The 13000-nt window shown below is 67.7% G+C and carries 12 protein-coding genes and 1 pseudogene; 10 read left to right on the top strand and 3 right to left on the bottom strand.

What is annotated here, in order from left to right; translation table 11 throughout:
• Nucleotides 1-390: 390 nt before the first annotated feature.
• The 10 genes and pseudogenes from ACR2JA_RS09015 (at nucleotide 391) to ACR2JA_RS08970 (ending at nucleotide 11010) form a co-directional block, all read left to right on the top strand.
• The gene (locus tag ACR2JA_RS09015) at nucleotides 391-609 is read left to right on the top strand and encodes a formate dehydrogenase (protein ID WP_434008757.1); all 219 of its coding nucleotides are present in this window, start codon (nucleotides 391-393) and stop codon (nucleotides 607-609) included.
• Between the two features lie 17 nt (nucleotides 610-626).
• Entirely contained in the window at nucleotides 627-3590 is a 2964-nt protein-coding gene (locus ACR2JA_RS09010) for a formate dehydrogenase subunit alpha (protein ID WP_434008756.1), read from the top strand.
• Between the two features lie 12 nt (nucleotides 3591-3602).
• Nucleotides 3603-4214, top strand: coding sequence for a formate dehydrogenase FDH3 subunit beta (fdh3B, locus tag ACR2JA_RS09005; protein ID WP_434008755.1), 612 nt, complete (start codon nucleotides 3603-3605; stop codon nucleotides 4212-4214).
• Nucleotides 4214-4453, top strand: coding sequence for a hypothetical protein (locus ACR2JA_RS09000; RefSeq protein WP_434008758.1), 240 nt, complete (start codon nucleotides 4214-4216; stop codon nucleotides 4451-4453). The genes fdh3B and ACR2JA_RS09000 overlap by 1 nt, the downstream gene beginning before the upstream one ends.
• Nucleotides 4454-4463: 10 nt before the next feature.
• Nucleotides 4464-5669: a formate dehydrogenase subunit gamma gene (locus ACR2JA_RS08995; RefSeq protein ID WP_434008754.1), complete on the top strand. Its 1206-nt coding sequence runs from the start codon at nucleotides 4464-4466 to the stop codon at nucleotides 5667-5669.
• Between the two features lie 16 nt (nucleotides 5670-5685).
• Complete coding sequence (locus ACR2JA_RS08990) at nucleotides 5686-6063, top strand: hypothetical protein (RefSeq protein WP_434008753.1); 378 nt, start codon at nucleotides 5686-5688, stop codon at nucleotides 6061-6063.
• 40 nt (nucleotides 6064-6103) lie between these two features.
• Complete coding sequence (locus tag ACR2JA_RS08985) at nucleotides 6104-6988, top strand: formate dehydrogenase accessory sulfurtransferase FdhD (protein ID WP_434008752.1); 885 nt, start codon at nucleotides 6104-6106, stop codon at nucleotides 6986-6988.
• 116 nt (nucleotides 6989-7104) lie between these two features.
• Nucleotides 7105-7737: pseudogene (gene upp / locus ACR2JA_RS08980) on the top strand (uracil phosphoribosyltransferase).
• Between the two features lie 331 nt (nucleotides 7738-8068).
• The gene (locus ACR2JA_RS08975; protein ID WP_434008751.1) at nucleotides 8069-10612 is read left to right on the top strand and encodes an ABC transporter permease; all 2544 of its coding nucleotides are present in this window, start codon (nucleotides 8069-8071) and stop codon (nucleotides 10610-10612) included.
• 2 nt (nucleotides 10613-10614) lie between these two features.
• Nucleotides 10615-11010, top strand: a complete 396-nt coding sequence (locus ACR2JA_RS08970; protein WP_434008750.1) for a group II truncated hemoglobin — start codon at nucleotides 10615-10617, stop codon at nucleotides 11008-11010.
• A 19-nt stretch (nucleotides 11011-11029) separates the two neighbouring features.
• Here the strand turns inward: ACR2JA_RS08970 and ACR2JA_RS08965 are convergent, their stop codons facing one another.
• From ACR2JA_RS08965 to ACR2JA_RS08955, 3 genes are all read right to left on the bottom strand, one after another.
• The gene (locus ACR2JA_RS08965; RefSeq protein WP_434008749.1) at nucleotides 11030-11692 is read right to left on the bottom strand and encodes a Smr/MutS family protein; all 663 of its coding nucleotides are present in this window, start codon (nucleotides 11690-11692) and stop codon (nucleotides 11030-11032) included.
• Between the two features lie 423 nt (nucleotides 11693-12115).
• Nucleotides 12116-12292, bottom strand: a complete 177-nt coding sequence (locus ACR2JA_RS08960) for a hypothetical protein (RefSeq protein WP_434008748.1) — start codon at nucleotides 12290-12292, stop codon at nucleotides 12116-12118.
• 92 nt (nucleotides 12293-12384) lie between these two features.
• Nucleotides 12385-13000 (bottom strand): hypothetical protein (locus tag ACR2JA_RS08955; protein ID WP_434008747.1); only part of this gene is annotated, 616 nt, incomplete at its 5' end.

Here is a 13000-nt window from a genome sequence, read left to right as displayed (position 1 = left end):
CGGTTAATCACCCGGAAACCACGGATCGTGGCGGGGCGTTGCGGCGCAGCAGGCGCGACAAATTGTCGCGAGCGACAGCGACAAGCTGACGCGTGGTCGTGGGTGAAGATGGTGGATTGGGTGCCCAGACCGCGGTGCACGGGCCGGGGTCGTCAGGTCACGGGGGCCGCAGCGCATGGCACGGTTCTGGCTAACGCGCGCAGCCCACGCCCGCCGCTTCCGGTCACCGTGACCTCCGACCCGCTTGAGCCGCCCTGCAGACGGGGGTGAACGCGCTTGTCAGCCCCCTGAAGCGAGGCTAGATTCGGATAGATTCCACTTATGCAAAAAGTCCGCAGGTGCACCTTTTCGATGTGTGCGGCGGGCCGTGTTCAACCCGGAGACATGCACATGAGCAAGCCCCCTCGCCCAGACCAACCCGCCCTGCGCCGCCGCAGCCTGTTCGCGGGCGCCGGTGTCGTCGGTGCGGCCGCCGCGGCCACCGCGCTGCTGCCGTCCGTTCAGCCCGAAGTTCCCGTCGCGCAGGAACCCCAGCCCGCTCCCACGCGCGGCGGTGGCTATAGCCTGAGCGCCCACGTCCAGCACTACTACAAGACCACGCGGATCTGATCCCGAGGAGCCCCACGATGTTGCTCACCAAAAAATCCACCGGCAGCGCGCCGGCCGGCCGCGGTCATTCGGCCCTCGTGCACAACCTGCAGCGGGGCCTGTCGGCCGCGCTGCCCACCATGGACCGCCGCTCGTTCCTGCGCCGCTCGGGCCTGGGCGTGGGCGTCGGCATCGCCGCCTCGCAGCTGACCCTGGTCAAGAAAGCCAAGGCCGCCACCGGCGGTTCCATCGACGGCACCGGCAAGATCGAGGTCAAGCGCACGGTGTGCACCCACTGCTCGGTGGGCTGTGCGACCGACGCCATCGTCGAGAACGGCGTCTGGGTGCGCCAGGAACCCGTGTTCGACTCGCCCATCAACCTGGGCGCGCACTGCGCCAAGGGGGCCGCCCTGCGCGAGCACGGCCACGGCGAGTACCGCCTGCGCTACCCGATGAAGCTGGTCGACGGCAAGTACCAGAAGATCAGCTGGGATCAGGCGCTGGACGAGATCACCGCCAAGATGAAGGCGCTGAAAGAGGCCAGCGGGCCGGACTCGGTCTACTTCGTCGGCTCGTCCAAGCACAACAACGAACAGGCCTACCTGCTGCGCAAGTTCGTGAGTTTCTGGGGCACCAACAACTGCGACCACCAGGCGCGCATCTGCCACTCCACCACGGTGGCCGGCGTGGCGAACACCTGGGGTTACGGTGCGATGACCAACTCGTACAATGACATGCAGAACAGCAAGTGCGCGTTGTACATCGGCTCCAACGCGGCCGAGGCGCACCCGGTGTCCATGCTGCACATGCTGCACGCCAAGGAAAACGGCTGCAAGATGATCGTGGTGGACCCGCGCTTCACCCGCACGGCGGCCAAGGCCGACGAGTACGTGCGCATCCGCTCGGGCACCGACATCCCCTTCCTGTTCGGCCTGCTGCACCACATCTTCAAGAACGGCTGGGAAGACAAGCAGTACATCAACGACCGCGTCTTCGGCATGGAGAAGGTGCGCGAAGAGGTGATGACCAAGTGGACGCCCGCGGCCGTGGAAGAGGCTTGCGGCGTCAAGGAAGAACAGATGGCCAAGGTGGCCAAGATGCTGGCCGAGGCCAAGCCCGCCACCATCGTGTGGTGCATGGGCCAGACGCAGCACACCATCGGCAACGCCATGGTGCGCGCCTCGTGCATCCTGCAGCTGGCGCTGGGCAACATCGGCAAGAGCGGTGGTGGCACCAACATCTTCCGTGGCCACGACAACGTGCAGGGCGCGACCGACGTCGGCCCCAACCCCGATTCGCTGCCCGGCTACTACGGCCTGGCCGCGGGTTCGTGGAAGCACTTCGCCAACGTCTGGGGTGTGGACTACGACTGGATCAAGTCCAAGTACGCCGACGGCATGATGGAAAAGCCCGGCATCACCGTCTCGCGCTGGATCGACGGTGTGCTGGAGAAGAACGAGCTGATCGACCAGGGCCCGAACCTGCGCGGCGTGTTCTTCTGGGGCCATGCGCCCAACTCGCAGACCCGTGGTCTGGAGATGAAGCGTGCCATGGACAAGCTGGACCTGCTGGTGGTGGTCGACCCGTACCCGTCGGCCACGGCGGCCATGGCGGCCATGCCCGGCAAGCCCGAAGACCTCAACCCCAACCGCGCTGTCTACCTGCTGCCGGCGGCCACGCAGTTCGAGACCAGCGGCTCTTGCACCGCCTCCAACCGCTCGATCCAGTGGCGCGAGAAAGTCATCGAACCGCTGTGGGAGAGTCGCAGCGACCACATGATCATGTACCAGTTCGCGCAGAAGCTCGGCTTCGACAAGGAACTGGTCAAGAACTACAAGATGCAGCAGGTCAAGGGCATGGACGAGCCCATGGTCGAGGACATCCTGCGCGAGATCAACCGCAGCGTCTGGACCATCGGCTACACCGGCCAGAGCCCCGAGCGCCTGAAGGCCCACATGCGCCACATGGGTGCCTTCGACGTGAAGACGCTCAAGTGCAAGGGCAAGGTGGTGGACAAGGAAACCGGCTATGACATGTCCGGCGACTACTTCGGTCTGCCCTGGCCTTGCTTTGGCACGCCCGAGATCAAGCACCCTGGCTCGCCCAACCTGTACGACACCTCCAAGCACGTCATGGAAGGCGGCGGCAACTTCCGCGCCAACTTCGGTGTGGAAAAAGACGGCGTGAGCCTGCTGGCCGAAGACGGTTCGCACTCGGTGGGCGCCGAAATCACCACCGGCTACCCCGAATTCGATCACCTGTTGCTCAAGAAGCTGGGCTGGTGGGACGACCTGAGCGACGCCGAGAAGGCCAAGGCCGAAGGCAAGAACTGGAAGACCGACCCGACGGGCGCCATCATCCGCGTGGCCATGGCCCACGGCTGCCACCCGTTCGGCAACGCCAAGGCGCGCGCCATCGTCTGGAACTTCCCCGACGCGATCCCGCAGCACCGCGAGCCGATCTACGGCATCCGCCCCGACCTGGTGGCCAAATACCCCAGCCACGACGATCAGAAGAACCGCTGGCGCCTGCCGGTGCTCTACAAGTCGTTGCAGCAGAAGAACATCGAGGAAAAGGTCCACGAGAAGTACCCGCTGATCATGACCTCGGGTCGTCTGGTCGAGTACGAGGGCGGTGGCGAAGAAACGCGCTCCAACCCCTGGCTGGCCGAGCTGCAGCAGGAGATGTTCATCGAGCTCAACCCCAAGGCCGCGGCCGAGCGCGGCATCCGCAACGGCGAGCGCGTCTGGGTCACCACCCCCACCGGTGCGCGCATCAACGTGCAGGCCCTGGTGACCGAGCGGGTGGACGAGCACACGGTGTTCATGCCGTTCCACTTCTCCGGCCGCTGGCAGGGCGAAGACATGAAGGCCTACTACCCCGCCGGCGCGATGCCGGTGGTGCGCGGCGAGGCCATCAACACCGCCACCACGTACGGTTACGACATCGTGACCATGATGCAAGAGACCAAGACCACGGTCTGCAACGTCGAGAAAGCATAAGGAGACAGCACGATGGCTCGAATGAAATTCATCTGTGACGCCGAGCGCTGCATCGAGTGCAACGGCTGCGTCACCGCCTGCAAGAACGAGCACGAGGTGCCCTGGGGCGTGAACCGCCGCCGCGTGGTCACGCTCAACGACGGCGTGCCCGGCGAGAAGTCGATCTCGGTGGCCTGCATGCACTGCAGCGACGCGCCCTGCATGGCGGTCTGCCCGGTCAACTGCTTCTACCGCACCGACGAAGGCGTGGTGTTGCACGACAAGGACGTCTGCATCGGCTGCGGCTACTGCAGCTACGCCTGCCCCTTCGGCGCCCCGCAGTTCCCCAGTTCGGGCACCTTCGGTGTGCGCGGCAAGATGGACAAGTGCACCTTCTGCGCCGGTGGCCCCGAAGAGCACGGCAGCCAGGCCGAGTTCGAGAAGTACGGCCGCAACCGCCTGGCCGAAGGCAAGCTGCCGGCCTGCGCTGAAATGTGCTCGACCAAAGCGCTGCTGGCCGGCGACGGCGATGTGGTGGCCGACATCTTCCGCAGCCGCGTGCTGCGCCGCGGCAAGGGCGCCGAGGTCTGGGGCTGGGGCACAGCCTACGGCACCGCCGCCAACAAGGAAGGAGCCAAATCGTGATGCGCAGGACCCTCACATCGATGGGCCTGCTGGCCGCCGCGCTGGCCCTGTCCGCCTGCAGCGACAAGCCGCAGGCAATGGGTGGCATCCGCTCGGATGCTGCGCCCTACACCGGCGTCGGTCAGAGCCAGTACCTGCAGCCGGGCTGGAAGGCGGGTGACAAGGGCAGCTGGGAGCAGCAGCTCAAGTCGCGCGCGCAGTACGGCATGAACGACTACACCCGCGTCAGCACCCAATGAGGAGCCGCGCATGAGCAAGCGATCCACGACAAGGCTGTCCGGCTGGTTACTGGGCTTGGCCCTGGCGGGCAGTCTGGGCCTGGCCCAGGCGCAGGCCCCGCAGGCGGCACCCGCGGCAGATGCCGCTGCACCGGCTGCCACGGCGCCGGCCGTGGCCGGCGTCAAGAGCGCGAACATCTTCGAGATCGCGCCCGACGCCAGCACCGACCCGAACTACGCCAACCAGACCAACGCCGAGCGCAAGCAGGTGCAGCCTGGCAACAACGCGCCCATGTGGCGCGACGTGGGCCGGGGCGTGACCGGTTACAGCAGCCTGCCGCTGACGCAGGCGCCCGAGGCGGGCAACCTGATCCAGCCCTTTGTGCAGTACCCCGGTTCGCGCCTGACCAACGCCGGTGAAGCCTGGCGCCAGGTGCGCAACAACTGGCTGATCCCCTACGGCGGTGCGCTGCTGTTCATCGTGCTGCTGACGCTGGCCATCTTCTACAAAGCCAAGGGCTCGCTGGGCGGGCATCTGCCCGACACCGGCCGCCAGATCGAGCGCTTCACCCCGTTCGAGCGCGCAGCCCACTGGTCCAACGCAGGCGCGTTCATCGCGCTGGCGGTCTCGGGCATCGTCATGGCCTTCGGCAAGTTCTTCATCCTGCCCGTCATCGGCAGCACGCTGTTCGGCTGGCTGACGTTCGCGCTCAAGAACCTCCACAATTTCGTCGGTCCACTGTTCGCGGTGTCGCTGCTGATCATCGTGGTGACCTTCATCAAGGACAACATCGCCAACGCGGCCGACTTCGTGTGGCTGAGCAAGCTGGGTGGCCTGCTGAGCGACAAGGAAGTGCCCTCGCACCGTTTCAACGCAGGCGAAAAGGGCCTGTTCTGGTGGGGCATCACGATCCCCGGCATCGTGGTGGTGGGCTCTGGCCTGTTCCTGGACAAGCTGCTGCCCGGCATGTTGTACCTGCGCGGTGACATGCAGATCGCCCACATGCTGCACCTGGTCTGCGCGCTGGTGATGATGGCGCTGATCATGGGCCACATCTACATGGGCACCATCGGCATGAAGGGCGCCTACAGCGCCATGAAGACCGGCTACGTGGACGAGGCCTGGGCCAAGGAACACCACGAACTCTGGTACGACGACGTGAAGGCCGGCAAGATCCCGGCCCAGCGCAGCAAGACCGAACCCGCCGCGCCGTTGCAGGCGCCGGCCAAGGCCTGATCCCGAGGACACCACCATGAAGAAGACGTTCCTGCTGATGGCGCTGGCCGCCCTGTCCACCGCAGCCCTGGCCAAGCTGCCGGCCCCCGTGCTGGACGACGCAGCCAAAGCCAAGGCCGACGAGGCCAAGGCCAAGACCGCCCACACCGGCAAGGTCGATGCGTACAAGCTGTGCCTGTCGATGGACAAGGCCGCCGCCCACTACCAGAAGACCGCCGCCGCCGCGGGCAAGGCGGTGAAGCCGGCCACGGCCACGCCGCCGTGCGCCGATCCGGGCCCCTTCGTGTGGCCCGCGCCCGCGACGGCCGCCGCTGCGCCGGCCGCACCCGCAGCTCCCGCCGCCGCGGCGGCTCCCGCAGCACCCGCCGCGGCGGCGCCCGCCAAGAAGTCCTGATGCTCGCAGCCGGCCGGCCGGTGGGCGTATCCTTGACCGCATGAACCTGGCCGATCTGCAAGACATCGCGACCGCTGTGCCCGAGGCCGCGTCACGACCTCGGCTCACCCAGGCGAAAGCCGACCTCACCCGCGAGGTGACGGTGGTGGACGAGTTTGGCCAGCCGCGGGCCATCCGCATCCCGGCCGAGCGCGATCTCACGGTCTATGTCGACAAGCGCGAGCTGGTCACGCTCATGACCCTGGGTGCCCACCCCGAGTGGCTGGTGCTGGGCTACCTGCTCAACCAGCGCCTGGTCGGTGGTGTGCACGAGATCGAGTCCATCACGGTGGACTGGGACGTGGGTGCCGCCGCGGTGGTGACGCGTTCGGGCATCGACCGCATCGAAGAGCGCACCGCGCGCCGAGTGGTCACCACCGGCTGCGGCCAGGGCAGCGTGTTTGGCGGGCTGATGGACGACGTCGACCGCATCGTGCTGTCGCCGCAGGCGCAGCTGCGCCAGACGCAGCTCTATGACATCGTCAACACCATCCGCCTGCACGACAGCACCTACAAGACCGCCGGCTCGGTGCATGCCTGCGCACTGTTCGTGGACGAGCGCCTGCAACTGTTCGTGGAAGACGTGGGCCGCCACAACGCGGTGGACACCATCGCCGGCTGGATGGCCTTGCAGGGCACCCTGCCGGCGGGCGAAAAGGTGTTCTACACCACCGGCCGCCTGACCAGCGAAATGGTCATCAAGTCGGCCCAGATGGGCGTGCCGGTGGTCATTTCGCGCAGCGGCATCACCGAGATGGGCCTGCACGTGGCCCAGCGCGTGGGCCTGTGCGCCGTGGGCCGTGCCACGCACAAGCGCTTCTTCTGCTTCTCGCACCCGCAGCGCATCGTGTTCGACGCCGTGCCGGCCGAAGCCGGCGCCGCCTGATCGGCCGCCCGCCGGGGCGCGGGCCTACACTTGGAACCTCCCTGGAGCGCTGGCGCCGGTTGCTGGCGTTCCACTCTCCCATTCAACGCTCCCTTTGCAAGAAAGACCCGACCGCCATGAGCCGCGACGTCCACGTCATCACCCACCCCCTGGTCCAGCACAAGCTCACGCTGATGCGCAAGAAGGACACCAGCACCAAGAGCTTCCGCGAGCTGGTGCACGAGCTGTCGGCCCTGCTGGCCTACGAACTCACGCGCGACATGCCCATGCAGCAGATCGAGATCGAGACGCCGCTGGAAAAGATGATGTCGCCGGTGATCGACGGCAAGAAGATCGTGCTGGCGTCCATCCTGCGCGCGGGCAATGGCTTCCTCGACGGCATGCTGCAGGTGCTGCCCGGTGCGCGCGTCGGCCACATCGGTCTGTACCGCGACCCGGCCACGCTCAAGGCCGTGGAGTACTACTTCAAGATGCCCAGCGGCATGGAAGAGCGCGACGTGATCGTGCTCGATCCCATGCTGGCCACCGGCAACTCGGCCGTGGCCGCCGTGGACCGCCTGAAGGCGACGAATCCGCGCTCCATCCGCTTCGTCTGCCTGGTCACCTGCCCGCAAGGCATCAAGACCTTCCACGACGCCCACCCGGACGTGCCGATCTACACCCCGGCGGTGGACCGCGAACTCAACTAGCACGGCTACATCGTGCCGGGCCTGGGCGACGCGGGTGACCGGATCTTCGGGACGAAATGAGGCCCCCACGCTCCGCCGCTGCGCGGGTCGCTGCCCCCCAAGGGGGCTGATCCGGCTTGGGGCGGCCCGGCGCCGGATCGTTTGCCCACCCCCATCGCCGGCGCACTGCGTGTGGCCGGCTCTGCCCCTCAAGGGGCAACGCGAGCGGCCTGGCGGAGCCAGCTCCGCCGCGTTCTCGAATGAGACACGCGCTTCGGTGGCCTCACGCGGCATGCCGTGCTTTCACCCCCTCGCTTCGGGACGTGGTTGGTGTGAGGGCCGGCAGAACAGGGGACTCGATTCCAAACCTCAGCGCACCGCGCGGTTGATGCGCTTGCGGTAAGGTCCGCGCATGTCCGCTGCACCCGCTCCACTCCCCGTTTCATTCTGGTCGCTTGGCTGGCGCTCGCTGTGGCGCGACTGGCGGGCGGGTGAGCTGCGCCTGCTGCTGATCGCGGTGACGCTGGCGGTGGCGGCGCTGACATCGGTGGGGTTTTTTGCCGACCGGCTGCAGAACGGCCTGCAGCGCGACGCGCGGGCGCTCATTGGGGGCGACGCGGTCATCAGCAGCGACAACCCGCCGGCCCCTGCGTTTGCCGAACAGGCGCGCGCGCTGGGCCTGCAGGCGGTGCAGACCCTGGGCTTCCCGACCATGGGCCGCGCGCGCGACGAAGAGGGCGGGGCCGCCAAGCTGGTGGCCCTCAAAGCCGTGGCGCCCGGTTACCCCCTGCGCGGCAGCCTGCGCGTGGCGCCGGGGCCGGACCAGCCCGACGCACCCACACCAGAAATCCCCGCCCCCGGCACCGCCTGGGTGGACGCCGCGCTGCTGGTGCAGTTGGACCTGAAGATCGGCCAGCCGCTGCTGCTGGGCGACGCCAGTTTCCAGCTGACCCGCGTCATCGTGGTCGAGCCCGATCGCGGCGGCGGCTTCATGAGCTTCGCACCGCGCGTGATGATCAACGCCGCCGACCTGCCCGCCACCGGCCTGGTGCAACCCGCCAGCCGCCTGAACTACCGCTTGGCCGTGGCCGGCGCCGACCCGCAGGTCAAGCGCTTTGCCGACTGGGCGAAGGCTGAAGTCGACAAGCCCGGCGTGCGCGGTCTGCGGCTCGAATCGCTGGAAGGTGGCCGGCCCGAGATGCAGCAGACGCTGGCGCGCGCTGAAAAATTCCTCAACCTCGTGGCCCTGCTGGCCGCGCTGCTCTCGGCCGTGGCGGTGGCCATCGCGGCGCGCGGCTTTGCCCAGCGCCACCTGGACGACTGCGCCATGTTGCGCGTGCTCGGCCTGTCGCAGGGGGCCATGGCACGGGCCTACGCGTTCGAGTTCCTGGTGATCGGCCTGGCCGCCAGCGCGCTGGGCGTGGCCCTGGGCTGGGCGGTGCACCACGTGTTCGTGCTGCTGTTGGCCGGGCTGGTGGAATCGGCCCTGCCGGCGGTCAGCGTGTGGCCCGCGCTGCTGGGCCTGGGCATGGGCCTCACCCTGATGGTGGCCTTTGGCCTGCCGCCGGTGTTGCAGCTGGCGCAGGTGCCGCCGCTGCGCGTGATCCGCCGCGATGTGGGGCAGCTCAAGCCCGCCACGCTGGCCGTGCTGGGCCTGGGCGTGGCCGGTTTTGCTGCGCTTCTGCTGGCCGCCAGCCGAGACCTGGTGCTGGGCGGCATCGCGGTCGGCGGTTTTGCCGCCGCGGTGGCGGTGTTCGCGCTCATCAGCTGGGGCGCCGTCAAGCTGCTGCGCGCCAGCGTCAATGAAAGCACCGCCCCGCGCGCGCTGGTGCTGGCCACGCGCCAGCTCTCGGCCCGCCCGGCCTACGCGGTGGTGCAGATCAGCTCTCTCGCGGTCGGCCTGCTGGCCCTGGTGCTGCTGGTGCTGCTGCGCACCGACCTGATCGCCAGCTGGCGCAACGCCACGCCGCCGGATGCGCCCAACCGTTTCGTCATCAACGTGCAGCCCGAGCAGGCCGAGCCCTTCCAGCAGGCGCTCAAGGCCGCTGGCGTGGCCAAGTTCGACTGGTTCCCCATGATCCGCGGCCGCCTGGTCACGGTCAACGGCGCGTCCGTGGTGCCCGAGCAGTTCGCCACCGACCGCGCGCAGCGCCTGGTCGAGCGCGAGTTCAACCTCTCGCACAGCGCGCAGGCCCCCGACCACAACCCGGTGGTGGCGGGCCGCTGGACGCCCGACGAGGCCGACGGCCTGAGCGTGGAAGAGGGCCTGGCCGAAGAACTGGGCCTCAAGCTCGGCGACCGCCTGGGCTTCGATATCGCCGGCCAGGTGGTGGAGCGGCGCATCACCAGCCTGCGCAAGGTGGACTGGTCGTCCATGCGGGTCAACTTCTTCGTCATGTTCCCGGTCGCGCAGATGGACGGTGTACCGGTCACCTACATCAGCGCCTTCCGCGCGCCCGACGGCAGCCCGCGGTTCGACAACGCGCTGGTGCGCCAATTCCCCAACATCACCAATGTGGACATGAGCCAGACCATCGCCCAGGTGCAGCGCGTGCTGGGCCAGGTCATCCGCGCGGTGGAATTCCTGTTCGGCTTCGCCCTGGCCGCCGGGCTGGTGGTGTTGCTGGCCACCATCACCGCCACGCGCGGCGAACGCGAGCGCGAATTCGCTGTGTTGCGCGCCGTGGGCGCAGGGTCGAAGCTGCTGCGCAACGTGCAGCGCATCGAGTTGCTGGGCGTGGGCCTGCTGGCCGGTTTTGTGGCCTCGCTGGTGGCCATGGCCGTGGGTTGGGGTCTGGCCAAATACGCCTTCCAGTTCAGCTGGCAACCGCCGCTGCTGGTGCCGCTGCTGGGCAGCCTCTCGGGCGGCGTGCTGGCGCTGGCCGCGGGCTGGTGGGGGCTGCGCAGCGTGCTGAAAACCCCCGTGATCGAAACACTCCGTAAAGCAGCGACCTGAGCATGAACACCTCCGAACCCGCCACCCCATTCGAATGGATCGGCGGCGAAGCCCGCGTGCGCGCCCTGGTGGACCGCTTCTACGACCTGATGGACATCGAGCCCGGTTACCACGAGCTGCGGGTGGCGCACGGCAGCACGCTCGACGACGCGCGGCAGAAGCTGTTCTGGTTCCTCTGCGGCTGGCTGGGCGGCCCCTCGCACTACGAAGACCGCTTTGGCCACCCGCGCCTGCGCATGCGCCACATGCCGTTCCAGATCGGCATCATCGAACGCGACCAGTGGCTCGCCTGCATGGACCAGGCCATGGGTGAGACCGGTGTGCCCGAGGACCTGCGTGCCCGCCTGAAAGACAGCTTCTTCAAGACCGCCGACTGGATGCGCAACACGCCGCACTGAACGCGCGGGGCACGTTCGATCAGCGGCGGCTGGTGGACAGCCGGCGCCCTACCGGCTTGAGCAGCACCACCAGCGCGCCCGCGCCACCCTCGGCCGGCCGCGCCTGCACAAAGGCCAGCACTTCGTTCTTCTGCACCAGCCAGCGCAGCACGCGGGCCTTGAGCACCGGCGTGCGGCCCGGCGACCCCAGGCCCTTGCCGTGCACCACGCGCACGCAGCGCAGGCCCAGCGCATGGGTCTCGCGGATGAAGGCGCCCAGGGCCTCGCGCGCTTCGTCGGTGCGCAGGCCGTGCAGGTCGATCTGGCGCTGGATGCTCCAGTGCCCTTCGCGCAGCTTGCGCACCACGTCAGGCCCCAGGCCGGGGCGGCGAAAGCTCAGCGCTTCGTCGGTGTGCAGCAGGGTTTCCACGTCGAAGTCGTCCGACAACGCCTCGCGCATCACGGCCTGCTCGTCCAGCTGGCGCTGGCGCGGCGTGGGCTCCACCGGGCGCAGCGGATGGTGCACCCGACGCGGCGCGACCAGCGGCTGCACCGGCCCCACGGCCAGCTCGAACAGGCGCCGTTCCCGGTCCAGCCGCTGCAGGCGCAGGCGCTCTGCCTCACGCGCGGCGGCTTCGGCGGCCGCCCGCTGGGCGATCACCTTGTGCAGCGTCTTGAGTTCGGCCAGCGAGCGGACTTTCATGGTCCGGCGATTCTCGCGCACCGGGTATGCCCTTGTGGTGCTCCCCGGCGGTTTACATAGCGGCACGTTTTCACGGCAGCTTGAAAAAATGCCAATGTGGCGTTCCGTCGTGGTTGTTTCAGTAACTGCACGCCCTGACGGCAGTTGGACCGGCGCATGTGCGTGAGTTCGATGGTGACAAGTTCTAGTAGCTGCACGTTCTAACGACAGCTTGGTCCTCGCGCAGCACCTTGCGCTCCACGATCACCTTTCAGTAGCTGCACGTTTTCACCGCAGCTAGGGGCTTTCTGTTCGACACCATGGTTGCCATCTACTTCCAGTAGCTGCACGCTCTCATGGCAGCTTGGTCGGGCTGGGCGTTTGCGCCTATGCGGTTTGACTTCCAGCAGCTGCACGTTTCACGGCAGCTCGATCCGGCAAGGCTTACGCCACTTGCGACCATTGCTTCCAGCAGCTGCTCGTTTTCACGGCAGCTTGGCCCGAGGTGCCGCCCGCGTTCGGGATGATGTACTTCCAGTAGCTGCACGTTTCCACAGCAGTTTGGTCGCCCTCCAGGCGCTTCCACATCAGCGTCCATTTCAAGTAGCTGCTCGTTTTCATGGCAGCTTGATCCGACTATTTCAGCGACACGCACCTGGACCTTTTCAAGTAGCTGCGCGTTTTCACGGCAGCTTGATCTCACGTGCAGCCAGTTATGGTGCGGCAAGCGGTTTCCCCTGATCCATCGCGTCCAGCGCAGCCAGCCGAAAGCGGTGGTGCGCGTCGGCGTGGTGGTTTTTGCACAGAACCACCACCTCGTCCAGCGTGGTTCGGCGTTCCCCTTCGGCCAGCGGGCGGGTGTGGTGCACGTCCAGCCGATGCAGGGCCGATTCGCCGCAGCCCTCTGTCATGCAACGTGGTCCGTAGCGTTTCAGGGCAGCATTTCTCAGGCTGGCATCCCGCTCGCGTCGAAAGTGGGCTTGCAGTACCTGCGCGCCTTCTTCAAACCCCGTCCAGTCCACGGCAAAGCGTGCCGGTATGGCGTTGCGCAGGCTGTCGCGGCTGCTGCGCGGGTCCAGCAGCATGAGGTGGCAGCGCGCGTCCGGCGTGCGCAGACCGCGGTGCAGGCCCTGGGTGGTGCGGCGGATGGCCACCACTTGGCTGTCGATGTAGCGGGTGATGGCTTGCCCGTCCACGGTCACCGGCGGGCCGTAGGGCGTCTTGGGGATGACCACCGTTTTCCAGCGCAGTCGGGGCGCGTCCAGCCCGGACCAGGCGCCCGCGGCGATCAGAATGCCGTCGTCCGGGCAGCGGGCCACGGCGTCGGTC

The organism is Hydrogenophaga sp. (assembly GCF_051007235.1).
In the GTDB taxonomy this organism is placed as follows: Bacteria; Pseudomonadota; Gammaproteobacteria; order Burkholderiales; family Burkholderiaceae_C; genus Hydrogenophaga.
This window is presented reverse-complemented; position numbering and strand designations above follow the sequence as displayed.